Source organism: Mesorhizobium sp. WSM4846 (assembly GCF_055811415.1).
In genome coordinates this window covers 17,632-41,302 of record NZ_JBVVPZ010000002.1, presented here as the reverse complement: position 1 = coordinate 41,302, position 23,671 = coordinate 17,632, and the positions used below count along the sequence as shown (strand labels likewise).

Here is a 23,671-nt window from a genome sequence, read left to right as displayed (position 1 = left end):
ACTGACGTGAAGCCGACGTCGCATCCCATTCCACCCGAGCCGCCGCGCACGACACTCGCGGCGGTTCTCGCTTCTTTCCGTCGTGCATTGGGCGGAATTGCGTTGATGAGCGGCGTCGTCAATGTCCTGGCGCTGACCGGCTCGTTCTTCATGCTGCAGGTCTATGATCGCGTCATACCCGGCCGCAGCGTGCCGACGCTCGTCGGGCTTGCAATATTTGCCGGCACACTTTTCGTTTTTCAGGGCGTTCTCGAACTCATCCGGTCGCGTTTGCTGGTGCGCATCGGAATGGCGCTGGACGCGCGCTTGAGCGGACAGGTCTATGCCGCCCTGATGCGTTTGCCGCTGCGCACCAAGCTCGCAGGCGACGGCCTTCAATCCTTGCGGGATCTTGACCAGGTGCGATCGTTCATGTCGAGTGCCGGTCCGACCGCGCTTTTCGACCTGCCGTGGATGCCGCTCTACCTCTCTATCTGCTTCCTGTTCCACTTCTGGATCGGCATGACGGCGCTGGCCGGCGTGGTTATTCTGTTCAGCCTGGCATTGCTTGCCGAAATACGCACGCGAGAGCCCGCCAGAAAGGCAAACAGTCAAGCGGCAGCGCGCAATACACTTGCCGAAGCGACACGTCGCAATGCCGAGGTTCTGCAGGCCATGGGCTTTGGCTCGCGCATCGCCGAGCGCTGGTCAGGGATCAATGCCGGCTATCTCGACACCAATGCAACGGCCAGCGACCTTGCCGGGACGCTCGCAACGATCGCGAAGATCCTGCGCATGATGCTGCAATCGGGCATTCTGGCGATCGGCGCTTATCTGGTCATCCATCAGGAAGCGACCGGCGGCATCATGATCGCCAGTTCGATCATGATGAGCCGGGCGCTCGCACCGATCGAACTGGCTATCGCCCACTGGAAGGGCTTCGTCACCGCCCGCCAAGCCTGGGCCCGCTTGACCCAGCTTTTGGTCCTGCTTCCCGAAACTGCGACAAGTGTCTCGCTGCCTGCTCCGAGATCTGCTCTTTCGGTCGAAAGTATCAGTGTCGCACCGCCGGGTGAGCGCCGGATGGTCGTGCAGGACGCCACCTTTGCACTGGGACAGGGCGTCGGCCTCGGCATCGTCGGGCCGAGCGCTTCGGGCAAGTCATCGCTCGTGCGCGCGATTGCCGGCATATGGCTCCCGGTTCGCGGCACCGTCAGGCTGGATGGCGCAACACTCGACCAATGGTCGCCGGAAGAACTGGGCAAGCATGTCGGGTATCTGCCGCAGGATGTGCAACTGTTCGACGGCACCATTGCCGAGAACATCGCGCGCTTCGAGCCGCAAGCGCCTTCCGACAAGATATTGGCGGCTGCGCGCGCGGCCGGCGTTCATGAACTCGTCATCCACCTGGCGGAAGGCTACGAGACACGCATCGGCGAGGCCGGTTCGGCGCTTTCGGCTGGCCAGAGGCAGCGGGTGGCGCTTGCCCGGGCTCTCTACGGTGACCCGTTTCTGGTTGTTCTCGACGAGCCTAACTCCAACCTCGATGCGGAAGGCGAGGCCGCGTTGACGGTGGCGATTCAAGCTGTTCGCGCTCGAGGCGGTATTGCCATCGTGGTCGCACATCGGCCGAGCGCGCTGGCCAGCCTGGATCAGGTCCTTGTGATGGCGAACGGCCGTATTCAGGCCTTTGGCCCGAAGAATGAGATCTTGAACAAGATAACCCGCCCAGCGGGCGTTCCCTTGAAGGTCGTTTCCGGACTTGAAGAGACGGCATCCTGATGGCGCAACGCACGATATTCGCAGCCGATCGCACCATTCGACGCTATCTGCTTGGCGGTGTCGCAACCTGCATCCTGCTGGTTGGCGGGGCGGGGAGCTTGGCCGCCGTCACCGAGATTTCCGGAGCCGTCATCGCTTCGGGAAAGCTGGTTGTCGATTCCAGCGTCAAGAAGGTGCAGCATCCGACGGGTGGCGTTGTCGGTCAAATCTTCGTTCGGGAAGGCGATGCCGTGCAATCGGGCAAGGTCTTGATCCGCCTCGATGAGACCATCACCCGGGCCAATTTGGCGATCGTCTCGAAGAGCCTGGACGAATTCGAGGCGCGGCTGGCTCGCCTTGAGGCCGAGCGCGACGGCAAGGCAAGCATCGTCTTTCCAGCTTCGCTTGTGTCACGCCAGGATGCCCCCGAGATTGGTCGGGCGATGGCCGGCGAGCAATCTCTGTTCGAATTTCGCCGACAGGCACGCGCCGGTCAGAAGGCTCAGTTGCAGGAGCGCATTGCGCAGCTTGCCGAAGAGGTTTCCGGCTTGACCGAGCAAAGAGATGCCAAGAGCCAGGAAATCAAGTTGATCGGCTTTGAGCTCGAAGGCATGCGCAGACTTTGGCAACGCAAGCTGGTTTCGATCGATCGTATTACTGCGCTTGAACGCGATGCCGTGCGGCTTAAAGGCGAGCACGGGCAACTGACTGCGGCCATAGCGCAATCGAAGGGTCGTACCTCCGAAATCCGTTTGCAGATCATCCAGATCGATCAGGATTTGCGCAGCGAAGTGGCAAGCGAACTGCGAGACGTCCAGGCAAAGATCTCCGAGTCCGTCGAGCGCAAGGTTTCGGCCGAAGATCAGCTCAAACGCATCGACATACGCAGTCCGCAGAACGGTGTCGTTCATCAGCTCGGCGTGCACACGGTCGGTGGCGTTATATCTCCAGGCGAGCTCATCATGCTGATTGTCCCGGTGACGGACGACCTGACCGTCGAGGCGCGCGTGGCTCCGCAAGACATCGATCAATTGGCGCCAGGACAAAGCGCGACCTTGCGGCTGTCGGCATTCAACCAGCAAACGACGCCGGAACTGAACGGTGCCGTCAGCAAGATTTCCGCCGACCTCAATGTCGATGAGAAAACCGGCACCGGCTTTTACACCGTGCATGTTGCCTTGCCGCGCACAGAGCTTAGCCGGCTCAAGGGCGTGGCCCTGGCGCCAGGCATGCCTGTCGAGGTGTTCTTTTCGACCGGCAACCGCACAATGCTGTCCTATCTCGTGAAACCTTTGGCGGATCAGATCCAGCGCGCTTTCAGGGAGCAGTAGGCTCTCTCTGCGAGCCGACGAGCTGAATTCCGGAACAAGGATGCGATTTTGCCGTTTCGCCTGAAACCGGAAGCGATTCCACATGTCCGAGTTGACGAATGAAGAGATCGAGGGTCGGCTCAATGCCCAGCGAGAGACTCTGGCGCTGGTCGTCGCGCTGCTTGCCGGCCCCGACAAGACCTCCGAGCGAATATGGGCCGAACTGGAAGCCCGCTTTCAATTCCAGAACAATCAGGAAGACCCCGGCGCCGTGCCAAGCCGTGCATTCGCCATTGAGAGCGCGATGATGCGGGAGTTCAAGCTGATCTTCGAGGAAGCGCGGGCACGCCAGGCGGAATGGAACACAGACAAGCCGCCCACAAGCGGCGGCAGTTCCTCTGGACAGGGGATGGTCCTTGACTGACGGTGGCTGCCGCCGGCCTGATGGCGGAGCCATCAAAGGTTCTGCACAGTCGTGACGCTCTGAGGGGCGGGGCGGCACAGATCCACTCCGGACGGGAAAGCCATATTTTCGGGCTGACTCCGGAAACATTTCCGGCATGCCGGTGTTAACTCAGGGGCGGGGGCGCTTGCTTTGAGGCAATGATGAGCTTCGACAAGACATTGCAGATCGCCCACATCCGGCTGAACGAGACCACGGCTAACCGGGATCCGGACCGGCAGGTTGCCGGGTTGAAGTGCAGACGGCTTGGCGAACGGGCCTGAGCTGTGGCGAGTAACGGCACGACCCTTCCGACGGTTCTTATCACCGGCAGCAGCGGCTTCCTGGGGCAGGCGATCGCGCGAGGCTTGATCGACCGCTACCAAGTCATCGGCCTCGACGTTGCAAAACCGAAGCATGCCCCGGCCGGCATGGAGACGATCGAGATCGATCTCACCTCCGATGGGGGCGTGAGCAAGGCTGTGCAGGCGGCACGCGAGCGCAGCGGCGGCCGCATCGCTTCGGTCGTCCATCTTGCTGCCTATTACGACACGACCGGCGAGGACAACCCCAGATATGACGCCGTCACCGTGCAGGGCACGCGCCGGCTGCTGAAGGCGCTGGCGGCGGTCGAGACCGAGCAGTTCGTGTTCTCCAGCACGCTTCTCGTCCATGCGCCAAGCCCGGGGAAAGGCGCGAAAATCAATGAGGACTCGCCGCTCGACCCGGCCTGGGCCTATCCAAGATCGAAGGCCGAAACCGAGGCGCTGATTTCGAGGGAGCGCGGCCAGATCAAGACGGTGATCCTGCGGCTCGCCGGCGTCTATGACGAGAACTGCCGGGCGGCGTTCATTGCCCAGCAGATCGCCCGCATCTTCGAGCGCTTGCCGACCGCTTATCTGTTCGCCGGCGATATCACCGCCGGCCAGCCCTATCTGCACAAGGACGATCTCGTCGATGCAGTGGTGCGCACCGTCGACCGGCGCGCCGAACTTCCGGCCGAGACCGTGCTTCTGATCGGCGAAGAAGACACACCGTCATACGAGGAGATGCAGAAGCGCATCGGCCGGCTTATCCATGGCGAGGACTGGCGCACCCTGGCGCTGCCGAAGCAACTGACGAAGCTCGGCGCGTGGGTGCAGACGGAGGTGCTCGACCAAGACACCGACATCAAACCGTGGATGATCGAGAACTCGGACGATCATTACGAGATCGACATCGCGCGGGCCAAAACCCTGCTGGGCTGGGCGCCCAGACACAATCTGCTGGACACATTGCCGGAGATGATCCGCCGGCTGAAACAGGACCCCACGGACTGGTATGCGGCCAACAAGCTCGATCCGCCCGTTGTCGCGGCTTCGGACCCCGAGATCGAGCAGGCCGAAAGGCGCCTCAAGGGACCGCTCGAGCGAAGCAAGGAAGACGTCGAAGCGGCGATGACACGGCATCGGTCGAGGACACTCTGGGCGCCGATGACCAACGCTGCGCTCGGACTGTGGCTGGTCACCTCGCCGATGACAGTTGGCCTGTTCGATCCCGTCACAGCCGCAATGCCACCCGCTCTGGGGCACGCTGTCGCGGAGCCGCAATTGCGCAACGCAGGCCTCGGCGTCAGCGAGATCGTTTCCGGCCTGCTGGTGACGGCCTTTGCGTTGATCGGCATGTCCCGACGCTGGCGCTGGGTGCAGTGGATCACGGCGTCGCTCGGCGTTGGGGTGATGCTGGCGCCGTTGCTGTTCTGGACGACCAGCGCCGCCGCCTATGCCATCGACACGCTCGTCGGCATGCTGATCGTCGCCTTTGCGGTGATGATCCCGCCGACCCCTGGCATCAGCCGCCGCGCGCTGGCGGCCGACGACGACATTCCGCTGGGCTGGACCTATTCGCCATCGACCTTCACGCAGCGGATACCGATCGTGGCGCTGGCCTTCGTCGGCCTGTTCGTCTCGCGCTATCTCGCCGCCTTCCAGATGGGCCACGCGGATGGGCTGTGGGATCCGTTCTTCGGCCCCGGCGGCGCGCCGGTGCGCAACGGCAGCGAGGCGGTGGTGACGTCATGGGTCTCAAAGGGTTTTCCAATCGCCGATGCCGGGCTCGGCGCCTTCGCCTATTGCCTCGATATACTCGCCGGCGCGATCGGCGACCGACGGCGCTGGCGCACCATGCCGTGGATGGTGTTCCTGTTCGGCCTACTGATCGTTCCGCTTGGCGTGGTCAGTGTGTCCTTCATCATCATCCAGCCACCGCTGATTGGCGCGCTGTGCACGCTCTGCATTCTCCAGGCCGCCGTCACGGTGGTGCTGATCCCTTACTCCGTCGACGAGGTGCTGGCGACCATCCAGTATCTCTGGGGCGCGACGAGGGCAGGCGAGCCGTTCTGGCGTACCTTCTGGATGGGCGGACCGGCGCTGTCGGAGAACCAGACGCCCGGCGCCGACCTCGACCGTCCGGTTTTCGAGGTGCTGAAAGAATTTGTCACCGGCGGCGTCAACTTCCCGTGGACGCTGGCAGCAAGCACGCTGCTCGGCGCCTTGCTGATGACCACGCCATTGATCTTCGGCACGCAGCCACCGCTTTACTTCAGCGATCACGTCGTCGGCTGTCTCATTATCATGGTCGCAGTCACGGCCATGGCCGAAGTGGTCCGGCCGCTGCGCTTCCTCAATGTCGTGCTTGGCGCATGGGTCGCGGTGTCCCCCTTCGTGCTTGCCGGCGGTGAAACCCCGGCGATGGTGGCGGACGTTGCGATCGGTCTGGCGCTGATCGTGCTCAGCCTGCCGCGCGGCACGCGCAGCGACCAGCACTATGGCGGTTGGGATCGAGCGATTGTCTGAGCAACTCGACCTCAGCGCCTGGCAAGGCGAAGCGCGCGTGACGATCTGCAGGAGCAGGTCAAGGAAGAGATCGAATGGCCTGACAAGGCTCTGCCTGACGGGGCTAGATTTGTTCGCCGAGCAGGATCCTCGCGTCCTTGGCCGCGACGATGAACGCCTGGCGTGCAACCCTTGGCGGCTTTTCGCCGCGGATAACAGCAAGGCAGGCTGCGATTGCAGCCAGTCGCGTCTTGGACGCTGTCGGCTAGTCCTTCAGCAGCACTTCAGCCGCATCGGAGACAGACAAGACAACCCTGTCACGATCGATCCGACCGGGTTGAACGACAATTGGCTTCTGAAACGTCTCGTGCGCACGACACTCTCCAAAGCGAGGAGTATGTTAGCCGCGTCTGATCTTGTTGGCCACCTCAAATGTTAATTGCGGGAAGGCGGGGTTCGGACAACGTCCGCAAAGGCTGTGAACGACCATGATCTATTTCACGGCCGACACACATTTCAGCGATCCCCGCATTCTGCGCATCGATCGCCGCCCGTTCGGCTCGCTGGCCGAACACGATCGAGCGCTGATTTCGCTCTGGAACGAAACGGTCAGCCCGAATGACCAGATCTGGCATCTCGGCGACTTTGCCAAAGGATCGGCCGAATTCGTTGCATCGCTGCTGTCGTCTCTTCATGGCGAGAAGAATCTTATTATCGGCAACAATGATGGCGCGGCGACCATAGAGGCTGCGGGTTGGGCCAGCACACAGCATTACAAGGAACTGACGATAGACGGCAGGTTGCTGATCCTTTGCCACTATCCTTTTCGCACCTGGAATCAGATCGGCAAGAAATCGATCAATCTGCATGGCCATTCCCACGGCAGGCTGAGCCCGGTTACACGCCAGTACGACGCCGGCGTCGACAGCTGGGATTTCCGCCCGGTCACCCTTTCCGCCATCCTTGCAAGCCGACGGCGGCACCCCTCCACTTCGTCATCCCAGGGCGGAGCAAGGAGCGAAGCGACGCGCGCAGACCCTGGGATCCATTCCGTGACGCCAGCCGAAGAATGCAGCGGGTCAGAATAAAAGCGCTCCGTAGCGATCCTTCGCGCCCCCCTCTGTCCTGCCGGACATCTCCCCCACGAGGGGGGAGATTGGCCTTCATCACTGATTTCGCCAACTACCAACCGTGCAAAAAAGGGACGCTGTCCGCGAAGCTGCCGATCTCCCCCGTGTGGGGCCGGTGTGGGGGAGATGTCCGGCAGGACAGAGGGGGCGCTATCCCTCGGCGATCAAAGGTTCTGCACCGCAGCGCGCTCCAAGGTCACGGCTGGATACCAGCGTCTGCGCCCGCGCGGCGAGCCTGCCAATCCGGGCTGAACGTTCTGCCATCTGCTGCGTTCTCCCGGGGAAGGGCGCGTAGGACCGCAACATCGGCGCCCAATGGCCATAACGAGGAAGCACCGGAACGACCGATATGACCGAGCACAGAGGCACTCAGCCGAGCCAGCCAAAAGGCACCGTGATCGCATTCTCCGCGCCGGGCTGCGAGCCTCTCTACGCTCACGAGCGGGAAGCCATAGCTGCCGTCTCCCGCACCATTGCCACCCTCAAGGGGTTTGCCTTCCGGCAGGGTCTAGGCCACAGCAGCGGCAATGGCGGGCGCTTGTACTTCGTGCCGGACGACAGCTTGCTTGCCAGCGATGCGGCACGGCTGGGTATCAACGGGCCGCAAGACCTCTTCGGCGGCGTGGTGCCTTGGCGATTCGCGACCACCAAGGCGATAACCCACGAACTGGTCGACGACCTGGCCGAGCGACCGAAGGAATGGTCAACCGGCTTCGGCAGAACTGTCGCCGCCGCAGTATTGCCTGGCTACACCGTGTTTTCGCGGCACGATGCGCTGCGAGCAGCGCAACGCCTGCTGAGGCATGGGCTGGCCCGGCTCAAGCCACCGCTTGCCTCGCGAGGCCAGGACCAGCACATCGTTCGCACGGTCGCTGACGTCGAGAGACTGCTCGAGCGATACCGCTCCCCCGACTTGGACGAGTACGGTCTGGTGCTCGAAGCTGACCTTCGTGACGTCGTCACTTTGAGTGTTGGCAGAACCGAGATCGACGAAATCATGGTCGCCTACTACGGCACTCAAACGACGACGACCGATAATGCGGGACAATCCGTTTATGGCGGGTCGGACCTCATTGTCGTGCGCGGCGGATGGGAAGCTCTCGAAGACCTTCAGCTTCGCCGCGCACTGGCTTCGGCAATTGCGCAGGCGAGAGCCTATGACGCGGCGATGGCTGAGTGTGCTGGATTTTTCGCCTCGCGGCGCAACTACGATATCGGCCAGGGTGTCGATTCGTCGGGTATCTGGCGATCCGGTGTGCTCGAGGCCAGCTGGCGCATTGGCGGCAGCAGCACGGCCGAGCTTGCGGCAATAAAGATCATGAAGCAGGACCCGGACATCCAACTGGTGCGTGCGTCCGCGGTCAAGACGTTCGGCAATACCAGCCGGTTGCCTGACAACGCTGACGTTCACTTTCAGGGAGAAGACCCCGATGAGGGTCCGATCACGCGCTATACCGTCGTCACGAATGCGTCCCGGGAGCCGCCAAGGAAAGCGGTGGGTTAGTGTCTAAAAACGCTTAGGACCAGGGAACATCCGTCGGCGGCTTGAGTTGTTCGGCATGATCCCGAAAACCAATCCGAAGGAGGAAAAAGTGATCGAGGTTATTTCTGCTCCTGAGAATGTCGCCGCATTTCGCGTTGCCGGTACCGTGACCGCGGAGGACTACGACAAGATCATCCCGACCATCGAAGAGAAACTGAGCGAACATGAAGAGATCGGCATCCTGGCCGACCTTACCAATCTGGAGGACATGACGGGCGACGCGTTGCGCCGCGATCTGCAGTACGGCTTGAGCAAACTTGGCGAACTTCACCGCTTCCAGCGTGCCGCAGTGGTGTCCGAAAAACAGTGGATCAAGGCAGCTACCGAAATGACGGGCGCACTGTTCCCGCAGATTGAGGCGCGGGTGTTCCCGGCGGACGAAAAGACCTAGGCTCTGGAGTGGGTAGCACGCGTTCAATAGCGGTATCGAGGGGAGCGGCCATGCCAACCATCTACAACAAACGACAGAATTCGGACGGCCTGTGGGAAGTCTATGACGACGAGAGCGAGGAAGCCGTCGTGGTTGACGGCATGCCGCTTTCCGGCCTCGATGAACTCGAAGCCAGTGAGGCCATTCGAAAACTCAAGCGGGGTGAGGTGACTTCCGACAACATTCCGCCGACTGCCCAGTCTGGCTGGCCTCCGACCAAAGACGGCATATAATCAATGCAAGCGTCCTGCCCCGGCGCGAGCAGGTTGCAGGGGCGACGTTTCCAGTGCATTCTTGCTGTCGTCGATGACCACACAGTATCTTAACCACCAGTTGGAATGCCCTTATTGCTTGACGATAAGGCTGAGGATTCCGGCCGACGCCGGTCCTGACGACCGGATCTTTTGCGACGACTGTGGCGAATTCCTCGGGACCTGGGACGATCTGCTTACCGATTTTGAGAGGCAGGGCGGCCAGGATGGAGTGTTCCGTCTCGACAAGGGCCGTATCAAGCGGATCGATTGAGCCGATTGCTGGCGAAGCCATTTGCTCGCACCGCCGTCTCGCCAGCGTAAGCCTTGCAGCACCTGCGCGGCCTGAGGCGAAAAATTTCCAGCGGCTCAAATCATCAGGGAACTTGTTGCCGGCCGGCGGGGTTATCGGTCGCCTTCCCAGTTAGGGAGGCTAGCTCCAAACCTCAGCGGGAGACGACCATGGCAACTGCGAAAAAAGCTGCGAAAGCGACAACCAAGGGCCTTGAGGACCTGTTCCTCGACGGGCTGAAAGATCTTTACTACGCCGAAAAGAAAATACTGAGGGCGCTGCCGAAGATGGCCAAAAGCGCGGAGTCGGAAAAAGTGACTGCTGCCTTCGAAAAACATCGCATGGAGACGGAAGTTCACGTCGAACGGCTCGAGGAGGTGTTCGAGAAATTTGGCAAGGCGGCACGCGGCAAGACCTGCCCGGCGATCGACGGCATCATTGAAGAAGGCTCCGAGATCCTCGAAGACTATGACGGTGCTCCTGCGCTCGATGCCGGACTGGTCGCAGCGGCGCAAGCCGTCGAACATTACGAGATCGCCCGGTACGGCACTCTTGTCGCCTGGGCGGAACAGATGGGAAAGGCCGATGTCGCCGCCCTTCTCAAGGCAACGCTCAAGGAAGAGGTCGCGACAGACGAAGCGCTGACCGGGTTAGGCGAGGGTGGTGTCAACCAACGTGCCCTCCAAGCCGCCGCCTGATTCCTGTGGTGACAGGCTTGCGGAGCCCAGGCGAAGATCGCCAGGCTCCGCTCGCAAGATGCAGGTAGTGCCTTGCCGTCCGGGATTCTTGAACCGGCGTGGCCGACTGGCCATTGCCAGGCTTGAATTAGCTTGAACCGGAATCTTCAAGAAGACCAATGGGTTCAAAGACATTGCGCAGATGTCAGGTGAGAGAGCCCGCTGTCGTTGGCATTGGCGTTGGCGTTCGGCATGGCGTTGAGTGGCCGAGCGACCCGTTTAGCGAGCCCGGTCGCGGGTGATTGGAACATCTGCCGACCAACGCCGTTGATATGCTCGGCAGGCGAAAGGGACTGCATATGTCAAAACTTCAGGCGGTGACTCCAGAGCATCTGCAGCGGCTCAAGCTCGAGGCGTCTGCTTATTTTGGTCCGAAAATGCTCCAAGAAGCATTGTTGCGTCTTTGCCAGGCTTGCGGACGCGATAGCCTTGAGCGGTTCGAGAAGACCATGGTCAATAAGATCGAGGCAATGCGCGATGAGAGGGCCGATTTCGAGACAATGAAGGAATTTGCCATCGAACAGCTTTACGCCTGCGTTCGCGAGGTCAGTAGTTCGCCTGACATGAAACAGCCGCTGGAGGGAGCAGAAGCCCGAAGGACGCCTGGTCGGTCGGAAGAGCCGAAGACCCTGGAAGACCAGTTGCAGGCCGGGCTTGAGGATTCTTTTCCCGCGAGCGACCCGCCGGCGGTGGTGTCAACAGCGATATCCGGCGGGGCGAAAAAGCTGGTCGGGACTGACGAAGTCCTGAAAAAGCAGCGGGAAGAGGCGGCCAAGAACAACGACCGGTCATAGACGGCCGCCCGCCCAATCCGAGATTTTCCAGCACCTTATTTCGATGTCCGGAACGATCCAAACCTTCATGCATTTAGCTAGGTCTGCGTTCATCAACTCTCTCTTGCTGGGAGCTGGACCATTGTCCTCCAGGGGCTACCCGTTGGCCAACCAGGAAACGGATGACGTTTCCATCGTTGACCTGATACCTGCCTTGCGCGCCTTCGCCCGCACCTTCTGCCGGGTTCCCGACGATGCCGACGACCTGGTCCAGGAGACATTGACAAAAGGGCTCGCCAACATCGACAAGTTCGAGCCCGGAACGCGTATGAAGTCATGGCTCTTCACCATCATGCGCAATAGCTATTATACGCGCATCAAGGCCGCCGACAGGGAAAAGCCGGGCCTGCTTGACTGCGCCTCCGCAATCCCGATTACGGAAGCGACGCAGGAGTGGTCCGTTCAGAGCAAGGAAGTCTCCAACGCGGTCCAGAGGTTGCCGGAGCATCAGCGCGAGGTCCTGATGCTGATCGGGGTCCTTGGCGTCAGCTATGAAGAAACTGCCGAAATATGCGGTTGCGCGGTTGGAACGGTGAAAAGCCGCCTTAACCGAGCGCGTGCCAGCGTGCTGGAATACCTCGGCGAAAGTTCCTTGCAGACATTGGTGGAACGACGCAATCACCTGTCAGCAACACAGGGAAACGTCGCAGTCGACAGGCGCCGATAGCTAGTCCTGTTTCTTTGCTTTGCATCGACGCTTCTCGACAAGCGCATTCTGCAATTGAACCGCAAGGTCGGTCAGCTGGTCGGGGACCTTTTCCTGCTCGATAGCAGTCAGCAGAGATGCAATCTTCCGGTCTATTGCCAGCCGGAGTTTCGGGCTGATGCTATCGTCGCTCGAGCGAGACATAGTGTTCTCTTAACGAATCAGTCCCTTCACCAGTGTGGTGACGGCAATCAGAGTTTGCAAGGATTCGCGCGGCCTCACAGTCAGCGCCGTCCCTTGCACAGCCCGTCCCTTGCACAGCATTGTGTATCGAAGCTGCCGGTCTCGTCGGGGAAGCCTATGCTTTCCCCTCGGGTCCTCCCGGCGCTGTTGCCGGGTGCGCTCGACATTTCGACTCTCGTGACCTCGACTGGCCACTGGTCATGATTGGCGTTTGCGGTTGCAGCAGTCAGTCTTGGGAGAGACGATCTGCGGCGTGATACTGATCGGAGTTGATCCGATTGCCATCGAGCCGGCTTGCTCGGTGTGCTGCTTCCCAGGCTCTGCTGGACAAAGCAAAGCCGCGTTTCCTTGACCTTGTCCTTGGCCAAATCGGTCATCGCGCCGGCCGCCGGAGCCTTTATCTTGACGGCAGAGGTGATGTCTATCTTGCCGCCGGATGCCTTCTAGTCCTCCTTCGGATTGTCGGCACTCACAGGTACCCTGTCTGTTTGGTGCGCGTGTCTCTTTGACGCCCTCGTCTCTTTGACGCCCGAACAATCATTGCGCCGTAATGTTCCCTCGGATGCCGCAAGAAGAAAGGCATTGCCGTCCCACAGCCGGAACGGCTTCGCGCCGTCAGCCACGACCTGCATGCCATGGGCTTCGGCGAGGCGGTGAACATCGGCACGATCCAGCGCCGTCGATCCGCGATAGGAGTAATTCAGAAGTGCTGCCACGCCTGACGGTTTCAGAACACGCGCAATTTCCTCGAAATACCGCTCCGCCAGGCCAGCCAGCACCAGGTAGGGGAAGCTGTCGACAGCCAGCACGCAATCGAAGCTTGCGTTGGTAAAATCGGCGAGATCGAGACCAAAGGTCGGCCGCAGATCCACATTGCGCAGCCCGGCACATCGCCGACGAGCGACCGAAATCATCTCCAGGGATATGTCGATGCCGACGATCCGGTGCGCGGCATCCGAGAGCGCGCTTTCTAAGCGGCCGATGCCACAACCAATGTCTAGTATGTCCTGGTCGGGGCCGGTGAAGCCTTGCCGCTGCAACCATGCGACGATCTCGTCGGTGGCGGCGGTGAGTTTCTCCTCGTCTCCCAGCGACGACAGTTGAACGCTCGCCGCCTGGGAAATCGTCGCCGCGGCATCAAAGCCGGCGGCCAGCCGCCTGACGACCGCGGCGTCAGTTTCCCATTCATCGCGTTCGTGGCGGACGGCGGCACCTGTTTCGCGCAGCGTGGTGAAGATGTCAGGCCTGTGACGAAGCAGATCGGCGATCCGCTCCAGTCTGTCGCGTTTTCGCAGGTCGGCTGAACGCATCTCCAGCGCCACATCGGCCAATTCTGCGGCATCGACCCCGGTCTCGAAGCGCAGCGCCAGTCTGGCAATGATGGCGTCGACGCAGGCGCCGTCGGCCATGCACTCCTCGATCAGCATTTTTGCGGTCGATGCCGCCTGGGGCGATGGCTTTCGTCCGGTGGCGCTCATCGAGCCATGCTCCGCGTCCAGACCTTTCGCATTGTCCATTGGTCGACGGCCCCCCAGCCATACTTGTAGCTCTCCTGGCCGCGCAGAAAATCGAACTCCCGCGCCCCTTCACGAGCCGCTTCGGCAATCGCGTGACCGATCAGGATTGCGCCGGGACTTTCCTCGGCATAGGCCGGATCAAAACCGCCAAGGTAGGCGTAGGCGCGGTGGCGATGATGAAATCCGTAATAGGCGCCGACGACCGCATCGTCGATGGCAACAAGCCAGCATCGGACAAGACCCTGTGCGGCAAGCATGGGAAGCGCCTGCCGATGGAATTCTTCTGCAGCCGGATCGGCCAGGACGCCGTCGCCGCGCCCGGCCCAACGCGCGCCGTGAAGGCGGATCAGGTGATCGAAAAACGCTTTGAGATCGGCCTGCGCCGGTATGATGGAGACGCAGCCGCGCCGGCGTGCGGCATTGTGCGCGCGGCGCAACTGGCGTCTTCGCCGCGCCGGAATGCAGACCGCGAGCGCATCGTCGCCAGCGATCGGCAGCACGGGACAAGCGGCGTGGTCGACGAGTTGATCCGCCTCCAGCGCAGGGTGCGCGATAGTGAGACCGGCAGCACCGGCCGGCAGGTCCGGTAAGATCCATTGCGACCAATTGATCGCCAGAACCCGGTCGGCGATGACGGCGGCGACAGCCGCTTCGATGCCGGGGCAACACAGGACATCCAGGTAGTCGCTCAACGAAATCCCAACCGGAAGCAGTCTCGACCCGCAAGTTGCGTGTTCCAGGTAAAGCGGTGCCAATCCCACCAGATCGTCGCCTCGCCAGACGGCGATCGTCGCCAGCTCTCCGGGCGCGAATGCGCGCCACCACGGCACCAGCCAGGCGGGGCTTTGGAACGGCGTCGCTGTCCGGCTGTGCGCCCACAGCTCCCGCCAGCGCGGCGCCAGCGCCTCAAAGGCGGCCGGATCGTCGATGATCTCGGAGCGGAGCATGAAAGCCGCTCACTGCACCGCCGCCAGGCGCCTGCGGCCGGCACCAAGCCCTGCCAGCGCCTGGTAGGCGTCCATGTAAGACGAAATCATTTGGTCGAGCGAAAAGCGCCGCCGCGCCTCGGCCCGGCATGTCTCGGCATTCAGGCCGGAGGCTGCGACGATGGCCTCCGCCATCTCATGGATGTCGTTGACCAGAAAGCCCGTCTTGCCGTGTTCGACCACATCCGGCAGCGCACCGTTTGGAAAGGCGACGACCGGCGTGCCGCAGGCGAGAGCCTCCATCGCGACAAGCGAGCTGGTTTCCGCGGCAAGGCTGGGAATGACCAGGCAGCGGGCGGCGTTGAGAAAGTGCCGCTTCGCGACGAAGCCGAGCGGACCGAGGAAGCGGCGGCGCTGGTCGAGGCGCGGCTGGACTTCGTCACGAAAGTACAGCGTGTGCGTTTCGTAAGGGTAGACCTTGCCGCCGATGATCAGCCGCACGCCAGCATGTTTGGCCGCGTCCAGTGCCAGGTGGATGCCCTTTTCCGGGCAAATGCGGCTGAGCACCAGCGCGAAGTTGCGCTTGAACTGCCGACCGCTCAGCGCATCGATATCCACGCCGTTTGGAATGGGTGCCAGCAGCCTGGCACCCGGCGGCGCGGTCCTCTGTTGGGCCATCGAGACGGCGTGAAGCCATAGATCGTCGCGGACCGTGCGCAAGGCATCGGCGGGATACCAGTCGAGCGGCAGGTGCAGGCTTACCAGGGTCGGGCCATCATCAGGCAGATAGGCATCAAAATCGATGCCGTGCAGATGAACCACGTCGATCGGCCAACGGGCGCGTGCGACTTCTATCGCGGTGCGGTGAGAGCGCTGTGCCCGTTTCTTCGCCGCATCGTCGAGCACACCTGGTTCAGCAGGCGTCTCGATGAGCACGCCCGCCGCTTTCGAGCCTTGGCAACCGATCACGATGGAAGCGTGTCCCGCGCGCACGAGTGCCTGGTCGAGCATTGACAGCACCTGCTCGGCACCGCCAACCGCATCCGGGCCGACTGGCGCGAGAGGGTAGGCGACGTTCAGGACGGTGAGGGTCATGGCCGGTCGAGCCCAAGCTCCTCATGCGCAGCGGCCGCGGCGTGAAGCCAAACCGCCGGCTCGAAGCCGAGCGGCAGCGCCTCGTAATAAAGCCTGCCGCTGTTCGGCAGCGCCAGGAAATCATAGGCAGGCGCCACCCGGAAACGTTCGATGCGCGCCGTGAACGGCGCCAGCGTCCGTTGCTGTGTCCGGTGGCAGGCCAGCATGCACTGCTTCCGTTCGAAAGCCGCTTCCGTAAGGTGCAATTCGATGCGCTCGCTGCCGGAATGACTGTTGAAATCCTGAAGGACCGCACCCTCAGGCCCGGCCGAATAGAACGCCATTTCGACGATGGCCGGTGCCTGGCGTCCGTCGCGGCGCAGCAAATGGCAGGCCGCATGGACGGCAAAGGCGGTCGCGTCATGATCGGGGTGACCACCTTCATAAGGATGCGTGCAGACGAAGCTGACATCGCGCTCGGCCAAAAGGCCGGTCAGTTCCCGTGCGAGCGAGCCAAGATTTCCGGCGGCCTGCTTGTCGGGATAACCGAGGCTGATCAGGGCCGTCGATGGCAATCCCGCTGCGGCCAGCACCGCCTCCAACTCCCGATGGCGGGCCTCGGCATAGTCCTGCCACGTCTCGAAGCCGTATGCTCGCGCGTCTTCAAGATCTCGCGGCGCGCCATCGGTGACATGAACGATGCGAGATCCGCGCAAGCCGGCAAGATGCCCGCCGATGCCGATGGTTTCGTCGTCCGGATGCGCGACAACGATCATGATCTCAGCACCGTCTGAGCGGTGCGGAGCAGCACCTAGCAACAAGGCCGCGAATTCGGCAAGCGGTCCGGATCTGTCAGCTGCGTGTTGCATGACACACTCATGCTGCCGAAGCCCGCACCGCTCTGACGGGCGAGGCAGCGATGGCGGGAGCATAGCGGCGGGTCATCGTCGCGCAAAACTCCGCAAATTCCTCCGGCACCAGCGGCGGACTGGTGTGATGCGGCATCACTCCGCGGTGCTCCGGCGTGAAGCAGAAGGTGATGGTCACGTCGAAATCGGCAAGTGCTTCCATCTGCCGGTCGTACCAATCCAGCGCATTCGGCCTGAAACTGTCGGCCCAGGAAAGCCCGGTGCGCAGATTGGTGACGCCCAGCCGTTTCATCCAGGCGACGGCGTCGTCCAGCCGGGGATCTTCAAAGTGGAACCATTGCACCAGCCCCATCCCGGGTAAGTAACGCAGGAATTCTTCGAGCGCGGGTTTGGGCGTGCCATCTTCGCGGAGCAGGCCCATGTAGAAGTGGCGATAGTAGGAGGAGCCTTCGGCCTCGCGATGACGCGTCGTTGCCCCCCATTCGCGCGGAAGATCGTAGAGGCTGTACCATTGCACGCGCGAGGCATTGCCGAGCAGCAGTTCGGCGCTCCGACGCAAACCCCAGAGCTGCACCTCCTCCGCCCCGAAGCTCGACACGCCAACTTCGCTGACCCATACGGGAAGATCGGTAACGGTCGAAATCTCGCCGATCTTCTGCGGCCATTCCTGAATCTGCCAGAGATTCCAGTCGAGTGGGAAACCATGCACACCGACGGCATCGACATGATCGAGCACCCCGTATTGCTTCATGAGCGCCATGAAATCGGCATCGATCGGCGAAATGCCGCCCAGTATCCTGGTCACGGCCGGGTTTGCCGATGCGATCGCATCGGCGGCCAGTATTGCCATGTTGGCGAAGCGGCTCCAGTCGGGGTCGAGTTCGGGATCCCAATGGGATTTGTTGTTCGGCTCGTTCCAGATCATCGCGGCTTCAATCATGAAGTGGTCCTTTCGACGGGTAGACGGCGCCGCCGCAGGCCGGCTCACCGGCGGCGCGGCAGAAATAAACCTCTTGCTCCGGGTGCAGCACGATCTCGAAGCCGGCGCTGCGCAGCATCGCCTCTGTGCAGGCGCGATTGGGAATCCACCAGTTGGTCGGGTCGTCGGCATAGCGATGCTCGACGAAATGCAGCTTCGGAAACTCCGGCCGGTCGAACAGATCGTGGGTCCAGAAAGGATAATTCTCATCGAGTGCAGGCAGTTCGATGCTGCCGCGCTGCATGGACTGGAAGATCATCAGGTCGCCGGCAACGTGCTCCCGGATCAGATCGAGAGCGAGCAGCGGGTGGCGCAGGTGATAAAGCACGCCCATGAACAGGACGATGTCGAATTTCTCCCGCAGGGCGCCAACGTCGTAGACCGAAAGCTGCTGGAATTCGATGTCGCAGTCAGCGATTTCGGCGGCGAAGCGCGCCTGCGCCAGATAGGCTTCATCGAAGTCGATGCCGAGGACGCGGCCGGCGCCGCGTCGCTTCATTTCGATCGAGTAGAAGCCGGCGTTGCAGCCTATGTCGAGCACGGCCTTGCCGGACAGATCGGCAGGAATGGCGTCGGCGAACTTGCGCCATTTGATCAGCGGATAATTGCCGAGGAAATGGTCGGGGGCGGTTTCGACGCCCGCCAGTTCCATGTTGTGGAACCACGGGCCAAGGGCATCGATGCGGCGGCGGATTTCGGCGTTCGAATGCAGCATGGCTAGCCTCCTTCGCCTGGATGGCTTGGTATCTGCGCTTGCCCCGGCAGCACGAACATGAGGTTTTTCGTGTCCTCCAACGTAGTGTCGTTGTTCTCGAGCAGCCGAAGTGCGGTGCGGTAGCCGTTGAACGTGCCGACGTCGACATAGGCGGTGCCTGCCTTGACGCCGCAAGCCTCACCGCCGGCCGCCAGATAGGCGTTGATAAGGGTGCCGACATATTCGTCGCTTTGATCCCGCTCGCGCCAAAGCGCGGCAAGCTGGTGAAGTATGCGGCCCGGCATCTTGAACGCCCCCCAGATCCAGTTCGATGCAGCGCCTTGTTGCTTGACCTGGATCTCCTTCACCCGGTCATCCCCGTCGAGAACGACGGCATCGAAGAGTTCCGGGTGATCCACCGGGAAGAGCAAAAACGACAGCCGGTCGTCCGGCAGGCGGCAAAAGCCATCTTCCGGAAACCAGATCGTGTCGGGCAGGCCGACCAGAACCGTCTCGTCCGGCGCGACCAGCGGCGCGGCGCGGAAGATCGCGTCGCAAAGACCGACGGGGTTGGGCTGCACGACAAACAATGCGGCGGCGTCGCCGTAGCCGGCGGCGTAGTATTCGAGAATGTCTGATTTTCCCGATCCGATGACGAAGCAGATCTTGTCGACACCGTTGCGCACCATGCGACGCACCAGATACTCGCTCACCGCGCAAGGACGCTCGGTCTGGCCGTCGATGCGGCTGCCGACCGGCAGGAGCTCCTTTGAGAAGCCGAGCGGTTGAATGCGGCTGCCGCGGCCGGCGGCGGGCACGATGCCCAACATCAGATTGCTTCCTTCAACGGCTCGCCCGCCGCCAAGCCCTGTCCCAAGCCCGGCAATGAATCGGACAGGAGGCGGTCGAGTTCCCTGGCGCGCTGCGCAGAGGTGTGTTCGTCCAGCACCCGCTCGCGCGCCCGGCGCCGGATGGCGTCGACTTCGCTGTCAGGCAAGCCGACTGCCGCGACCACGTCGTCGGTGCTGCCCGCCAGGATGATCTCGCTGCCGGGCTGGAAAAAACTGCTCAGCCCGGGCCAGGTGTCGCTCACGATCGCCGCGCCGCAGGCTGCCGCCTCGAACAGCCTGCCCGAAGGACACCAGCCCCTCTTGGCCATCGCCTCGCGCGTCACGTTCAGCGTCAGGCGCGATGAGCAGAAGAAGGCCGGATGATCCGCAGGCGGAAGGTGCCTGACAAAGAAGATGTTTTCGCCCCACGGAAATTCATGCGGATATTGGGCGCCGCCGATGACGAAACGGCGGTCCGGCAGGCGCGCTGCGGTGCGGACCAGCAGCTTTTCGACGCCGGCCTGGCGATCGGCCGCATAAGTTCCGAGATAGGACAAATCCCCGGCGAATTCAGCCCGGGGCTCGGCCGGTCGGTGTCGCTCGGGATCGACATGGCCGTAGAGAGGCAAGACATGGCGGGCGCCCAGCAGCGTTTTCAGCGCATCGATTGCGGTTCCCCCGGTATAACTGAGGACGAGGTCGAAATCGCGCAGCCCTTGGGGCCCGTAATAGGCCGGTCGCAGACCTTGTTCGATCCGGGCGAGTGTGACGGGGGTGTCGAGATCGTAGAAGACCTTCAGCCCGCGACAGGCCTGCTGCGCCAGGCGTGATGCTTCCACGGCGTCGGGACAATAGGACGTGACGATGACGACGTCCGATTTCCCGATCGCCTGTTCCGCGACATGGCGAATGTCCTCCCACTCCGGATAGAGAACGACATTGCCGCCATCGAGATGGTCAAGATCGCGTGCGCCGGCATAGTACGGGGTATTGCGTTCGAAAAAGCTGACCGACCAGCCCAGGCGACCGAGCGCACGGATCAGCCCGCGCCACAGCGTCGCGTGTCCGTTTCCCCACGAGGAGGTGACGGTGAGACCGAAAATGACCATGCGCATCCGGCAGTCCTCGTCAGGCGGCTTCGTTCAGTCGGATCAGCTTGGAGCCCCAGTCACCGGACACGACCGTGGTGATCGAAGCGGGGTCGATATCGAAGCGAAAACAGTCTCCCAGCGGCAAGCCGAGCACCTTGCAGACGGCGGCTTTGATCACGTCGGCATGGCTGACCAGTGCCACGGACTGGTTCTGGTAGCGTTTGCGAAGCTGCTGCATCAGCGAGACGACACGTTGCTGGACGTCCAGCATTGTCTCGCCGCTGGGCGTCCTCGCCTGCTGGCGTTGACTGTTCCACGTCAGCCAGTCGGCGTCCTGGCTCAACTCTTCGAAGGTCTTGCCCGACCACGCGCCGAAGTCGATCTCATCGAGTTCCTGGCGGATTGTAATCTTCTCGCGATTGCAGGCGATTGCGATCGGTTTTGCGGTTTCCAGTGTTCGTTCGCGCGGGCTGCAACAGATGGCCGCCAGCGGCCGCGGCGCCATGTGGCTGGCAAGGCGCGAGGCTTGTGCCCTGCCGGTTTCGCCGAGGCAAACTCCAGCCATGCGTCCGGCAAGATAGTCGCCGACATTGTCGTGCGCCGCATGGCGGATCAAGAAGAACGTCGTCGTCATTCCGCGGCATCGAGCATCGGCTCGTCCCTTCCGGCTATGAAAGACAGCGTGCGCAGGCGTGCCTCGGCATCGGTGAACTGCTCGGGCGGCGACTTCATGAAATAGCTGCAAGGGCCGGTCAGCGCCCCCGCGATGCCGCGGTCAAGCGCCAGTTTGGCGCAGCGGACAGCGTCGATAACGACTCCGGCCGAGTTGGGCGAATCCCATACTTCCAGTTTGAGCTCTGCATTCAGCGGCACGCCGCCGAACGTCGTGCCTTCAACGCGGATGTAGGCCCATTTTCGATCGGTAAGCCAGGGCACATGGTCGCTAGGGCCGACATGGATGTTGCCGGCCTCCAGGGGGACGTCGAACTGGCTGGCTACGGATTGTGTCTTGGAGATTTTCTTCGATTCCAGCCGCTCGCGTTCCAGCATGTTGAGGAAATCGGTGTTGCCGCCGAAATTCAGCTGGTAGGTGCGGTCGATGCGGACGCCGCGCTCGCGGAACAGATTGGCGAGCAACCGGTGCACGATCGTCGCGCCGACCTGGCTTTTGATATCGTCGCCGACCAGCGGCAGACCGCGCTGCTCAAAGCGCCGGCGCCATTCCGGCCGCGATGCGATAAAGACCGGTATGCAGTTGACGAAGGCGCAGCCGGCCTCGAGCGCGCACTCTGCATAAAAACGCGTGGCTTCTTCGGAGCCGACCGGCAGATATGAGACCAGTACGTCGGCGCCGCTTTCCCGAAGCAGCGCGCTGACATTCGCGACCGGTTCTTCTGCCTCCTCGATCTCATCGCGCAGATATTTGCCGATGCCGTCAAGTGTCGGTCCGCGCTCGACGCGAACGCCGGTTGCCGCAACATCGGCAAAGCGGAAGGTATTGTTGGGCGCATTGTATATGGCTTCCGCCACATCACGCCCAACTTTGCCCTTGGCGACGTCGAAAGCACAAACCACCTCGATATCGGCGACATGATAGCCGCCAAGATCAGCATGCATCAGGCCCGGTATCGGCTCATTGCCTCTGGCGTCCCGATAATATGAGAGGCCCTGGACAAGGGAGGATGCGCAATTGCCGACGCCGACTATTCCAATCCGTACCTTTTTTGATCCCACGAAACTGCCGCCATCGCTGTTGAAGGTATGTTCCTCGCGCCGAACTGTCGACTGCCGGGAATGTTCCTTGCGACCTGGAAAAATCACGAACTTCTATTCGGATCAAAGCTGCGCGCTGGTTTGCGCTGCCTGAGCCGATCCACGCCTCAGCGCCGCAAGCCTCAGTCGAGCCTGCGCAGCATATCCGCTTCTTTTTCCAGGATGGTGGCCACTTCCTCGAGCTCGAGGTGCGTCATCATCAGGCTCACACAGCATTCGAGGTAGGTGATCGAGGCACGTTTCAGAAAGGCAGCTGTCTCCCTTTCGGCCATTTGCTCGATGTCCTTGCCGGATCGTTTTCGATGCATGGGTCCGTCCTCCACGCCGATATCTTCGCCCAACGGCGAGCTCGACCGGATGTTCCCATAATGAGAAAAAGTGAAAGCGCCTGCTGGCAGGGTCACCGTCTCACCATGAACATGCCCGCGGGCGGCAGCTCTCCCTGACCTCAGGCCGGCAGGTTTTGCAGTCGGCCTGAAGCGGACCTCACGCTTGTCGCAATTGGGGAAATTTGATCCTCGTTGCGGCTGGCTTCGAGCTCCGTAAAATAGCTGATCGTTTGCATCAGGCCTTGCTTGAGCGGCACCTTTGGCGACCAGTCGAGAAGGGCTTTTGCACGGGAAATGTCCGGTTGCCGCCGGCGAGGGTCGTCTTGCGGCAGTGGGAGGAATTTGAAGACCGAGTTGCTATGGGTCAAATCTCTCACCAATCCGGCCAGTTGGAGAACGGTGAATTCCCCAGGATTGCCCAAATTGACCGGTTGGCGCGGATTGGGATCGAGATCCATGAGGCGGACCAGACCGTCGACCAGATCGGAGACGTAGCAGAACGACCTGGTCTGCAGCCCGTCGCCGAAAATCGTCAGTGGCCTCTTTTCGAGCGCCTGCATCACCAGGTTCGAGACAATCCGGCCGTCGGCGGGATCCATCCGCGGACCATAGGTGTTGAAGATGCGCGCGACCCGGATGTCGGCCGTTTCGGTTCTCAAATAGTCGAAGCACAAGGTTTCGGCGGTTCGCTTGCCCTCGTCATAGCAGGCACGAGGACCGGTGCAGTTCACGTGACCTACATAGTCTTCCGTTTGCGGGTGCTGTTCCGGATCGCCATACACTTCGCTTGTCGATGCCTGCAGGAGGCGCGCATTGTTTCGGGCGGCAAGCTCAAGCAGATTGAGGGTTCCGATCACGCAGGTCCGCGTGGTGTGAATCGGGTCAGCCTGGTAGCGCGGCGGCGATGCGGCGCACGCCAGGTTGAAAATGCGGTCGACCGGCTCAGCAAGGTCCAATGGTCGGCAAATATCCTGCTCGATCAGCCGGAAACGAGGACTGTCGAGCATCGAGACGATGTTTTCCATCCGACCGGTAAGAAAATTGTCGACACAGATCACACGGCACCCGGCCTGAAGCAGTGTCTCGCAAAGATGCGAACCGAGGAAACCCGCGCCGCCGGCGACAAGCGCCGTTCTGGTCCGTTGTGTCCTTCTTGATTGCCGCATCTCTATTTTCTCC

The 23,671-nt window shown here is 61.8% G+C and carries 26 protein-coding genes; 12 read left to right on the top strand and 14 right to left on the bottom strand.

Annotation, left to right across the window (positions count from 1 at the left end; all coding sequences use genetic code 11):
* Window positions 1-6: 6 nt before the first annotated feature.
* The 4 genes from AC0L15_RS02530 to AC0L15_RS02515 all read left to right on the top strand — a co-directional run bounded on the left by AC0L15_RS02530 (window position 7) and on the right by AC0L15_RS02515 (window position 6,326).
* Complete coding sequence (locus tag AC0L15_RS02530) at window positions 7-1,761, top strand: type I secretion system permease/ATPase (protein WP_287244555.1); 1,755 nt, start codon at window positions 7-9, stop codon at window positions 1,759-1,761.
* Complete coding sequence (locus AC0L15_RS02525) at window positions 1,761-3,071, top strand: HlyD family type I secretion periplasmic adaptor subunit (RefSeq protein WP_287244553.1); 1,311 nt, start codon at window positions 1,761-1,763, stop codon at window positions 3,069-3,071. The genes AC0L15_RS02530 and AC0L15_RS02525 overlap by 1 nt, the downstream gene beginning before the upstream one ends.
* An 82-nt stretch (window positions 3,072-3,153) precedes the next feature.
* Window positions 3,154-3,474, top strand: a complete 321-nt coding sequence (locus AC0L15_RS02520) for a hypothetical protein (RefSeq protein ID WP_287244552.1) — start codon at window positions 3,154-3,156, stop codon at window positions 3,472-3,474.
* A gap of 305 nt (window positions 3,475-3,779) precedes the next feature.
* Window positions 3,780-6,326: an NAD-dependent epimerase/dehydratase family protein gene (locus AC0L15_RS02515; RefSeq protein ID WP_473495869.1), complete on the top strand. Its 2,547-nt coding sequence runs from the start codon at window positions 3,780-3,782 to the stop codon at window positions 6,324-6,326.
* 103 nt (window positions 6,327-6,429) lie between these two features.
* Here AC0L15_RS02515 and AC0L15_RS02510 read toward each other — a convergent pair whose 3' ends face one another.
* Window positions 6,430-6,549: a DUF982 domain-containing protein gene (locus tag AC0L15_RS02510; protein WP_473495925.1), complete on the bottom strand. Its 120-nt coding sequence runs from the start codon at window positions 6,547-6,549 to the stop codon at window positions 6,430-6,432.
* A gap of 244 nt (window positions 6,550-6,793) precedes the next feature.
* On the opposite strand from AC0L15_RS02510, the gene AC0L15_RS02505 reads away from it, so the two are divergent.
* The 8 genes from AC0L15_RS02505 to AC0L15_RS02470 all read left to right on the top strand — a co-directional run bounded on the left by AC0L15_RS02505 (window position 6,794) and on the right by AC0L15_RS02470 (window position 12,188).
* Window positions 6,794-7,393, top strand: coding sequence for a metallophosphoesterase family protein (locus tag AC0L15_RS02505; protein WP_473495868.1), 600 nt, complete (start codon window positions 6,794-6,796; stop codon window positions 7,391-7,393).
* Window positions 7,394-7,784: 391 nt separating this feature from the next.
* Window positions 7,785-8,939: a DUF3182 family protein gene (locus AC0L15_RS02500; RefSeq protein WP_473495867.1), complete on the top strand. Its 1,155-nt coding sequence runs from the start codon at window positions 7,785-7,787 to the stop codon at window positions 8,937-8,939.
* A 55-nt stretch (window positions 8,940-8,994) separates the two neighbouring features.
* Window positions 8,995-9,369 (top strand): SpoIIAA family protein, encoded by a 375-nt coding sequence (locus AC0L15_RS02495; protein WP_473495924.1) that lies wholly within the window; start codon window positions 8,995-8,997, stop codon window positions 9,367-9,369.
* A 50-nt stretch (window positions 9,370-9,419) separates the two neighbouring features.
* Complete coding sequence (locus AC0L15_RS02490) at window positions 9,420-9,641, top strand: hypothetical protein (protein WP_473495866.1); 222 nt, start codon at window positions 9,420-9,422, stop codon at window positions 9,639-9,641.
* 118 nt (window positions 9,642-9,759) lie between these two features.
* A complete protein-coding gene (locus tag AC0L15_RS02485) occupies window positions 9,760-9,933 on the top strand; it encodes a hypothetical protein (RefSeq protein WP_245268652.1) in 174 nt (57 codons plus the stop codon).
* A 188-nt stretch (window positions 9,934-10,121) separates the two neighbouring features.
* Window positions 10,122-10,649 carry a YciE/YciF ferroxidase family protein gene (locus tag AC0L15_RS02480; protein ID WP_473495865.1) on the top strand — a complete coding sequence of 176 codons (528 nt, stop codon included), beginning with the start codon at window positions 10,122-10,124 and terminating at the stop codon, window positions 10,647-10,649.
* Between the two features lie 281 nt (window positions 10,650-10,930).
* Window positions 10,931-11,482, top strand: a complete 552-nt coding sequence (locus AC0L15_RS02475; RefSeq protein WP_287285454.1) for a hypothetical protein — start codon at window positions 10,931-10,933, stop codon at window positions 11,480-11,482.
* A gap of 121 nt (window positions 11,483-11,603) precedes the next feature.
* Window positions 11,604-12,188 (top strand): sigma-70 family RNA polymerase sigma factor, encoded by a 585-nt coding sequence (locus tag AC0L15_RS02470; protein ID WP_473495864.1) that lies wholly within the window; start codon window positions 11,604-11,606, stop codon window positions 12,186-12,188.
* On the opposite strand, the gene AC0L15_RS02465 is transcribed toward AC0L15_RS02470, so the two are convergent.
* From AC0L15_RS02465 to AC0L15_RS02405, 13 genes are all read right to left on the bottom strand, one after another.
* A complete protein-coding gene (locus AC0L15_RS02465) occupies window positions 12,189-12,371 on the bottom strand; it encodes a hypothetical protein (protein WP_023801247.1) in 183 nt (60 codons plus the stop codon).
* Between the two features lie 482 nt (window positions 12,372-12,853).
* Window positions 12,854-13,927 carry a class I SAM-dependent DNA methyltransferase gene (locus AC0L15_RS02460; protein ID WP_473495863.1) on the bottom strand — a complete coding sequence of 358 codons (1,074 nt, stop codon included), beginning with the start codon at window positions 13,925-13,927 and terminating at the stop codon, window positions 12,854-12,856.
* A complete protein-coding gene (locus tag AC0L15_RS02455; protein WP_287066487.1) occupies window positions 13,885-14,874 on the bottom strand; it encodes a GNAT family N-acetyltransferase in 990 nt (329 codons plus the stop codon). The genes AC0L15_RS02460 and AC0L15_RS02455 overlap by 43 nt, the downstream gene beginning before the upstream one ends.
* A gap of 9 nt (window positions 14,875-14,883) precedes the next feature.
* Entirely contained in the window at window positions 14,884-15,948 is a 1,065-nt protein-coding gene (locus AC0L15_RS02450; protein WP_287066488.1) for a glycosyltransferase, read from the bottom strand.
* Complete coding sequence (locus AC0L15_RS02445; RefSeq protein WP_128172222.1) at window positions 15,945-16,796, bottom strand: PIG-L deacetylase family protein; 852 nt, start codon at window positions 16,794-16,796, stop codon at window positions 15,945-15,947. Before AC0L15_RS02445 ends, AC0L15_RS02450 begins: the two co-directional genes overlap by 4 nt.
* Before the next feature lie 7 nt (window positions 16,797-16,803).
* Window positions 16,804-17,736: a glycoside hydrolase 5 family protein gene (locus AC0L15_RS02440; protein WP_128245345.1), complete on the bottom strand. Its 933-nt coding sequence runs from the start codon at window positions 17,734-17,736 to the stop codon at window positions 16,804-16,806.
* Window positions 17,729-18,490 carry a TIGR04290 family methyltransferase gene (locus tag AC0L15_RS02435; RefSeq protein ID WP_027153515.1) on the bottom strand — a complete coding sequence of 254 codons (762 nt, stop codon included), beginning with the start codon at window positions 18,488-18,490 and terminating at the stop codon, window positions 17,729-17,731. The genes AC0L15_RS02440 and AC0L15_RS02435 overlap by 8 nt, the downstream gene beginning before the upstream one ends.
* A 2-nt stretch (window positions 18,491-18,492) precedes the next feature.
* Window positions 18,493-19,299, bottom strand: a complete 807-nt coding sequence (locus AC0L15_RS02430) for a sugar phosphate nucleotidyltransferase (protein WP_027153514.1) — start codon at window positions 19,297-19,299, stop codon at window positions 18,493-18,495.
* A complete protein-coding gene (locus AC0L15_RS02425) occupies window positions 19,299-20,414 on the bottom strand; it encodes a CgeB family protein (RefSeq protein WP_473495862.1) in 1,116 nt (371 codons plus the stop codon). The genes AC0L15_RS02430 and AC0L15_RS02425 overlap by 1 nt, the downstream gene beginning before the upstream one ends.
* 13 nt (window positions 20,415-20,427) lie before the next feature.
* Window positions 20,428-21,024: a histidine phosphatase family protein gene (locus tag AC0L15_RS02420; protein ID WP_473495861.1), complete on the bottom strand. Its 597-nt coding sequence runs from the start codon at window positions 21,022-21,024 to the stop codon at window positions 20,428-20,430.
* Window positions 21,021-22,124, bottom strand: coding sequence for an inositol-3-phosphate synthase (locus tag AC0L15_RS02415; protein WP_128180235.1), 1,104 nt, complete (start codon window positions 22,122-22,124; stop codon window positions 21,021-21,023). Before AC0L15_RS02415 ends, AC0L15_RS02420 begins: the two co-directional genes overlap by 4 nt.
* Before the next feature lie 161 nt (window positions 22,125-22,285).
* On the bottom strand, window positions 22,286-22,504 hold the full coding sequence (locus AC0L15_RS02410) for a hypothetical protein (RefSeq protein ID WP_287066491.1): 219 nt from the start codon (window positions 22,502-22,504) through the stop codon (window positions 22,286-22,288).
* 107 nt (window positions 22,505-22,611) lie between these two features.
* Window positions 22,612-23,658: a UDP-glucuronic acid decarboxylase family protein gene (locus AC0L15_RS02405; RefSeq protein ID WP_287066492.1), complete on the bottom strand. Its 1,047-nt coding sequence runs from the start codon at window positions 23,656-23,658 to the stop codon at window positions 22,612-22,614.
* Window positions 23,659-23,671 lie beyond the last annotated feature (13 nt).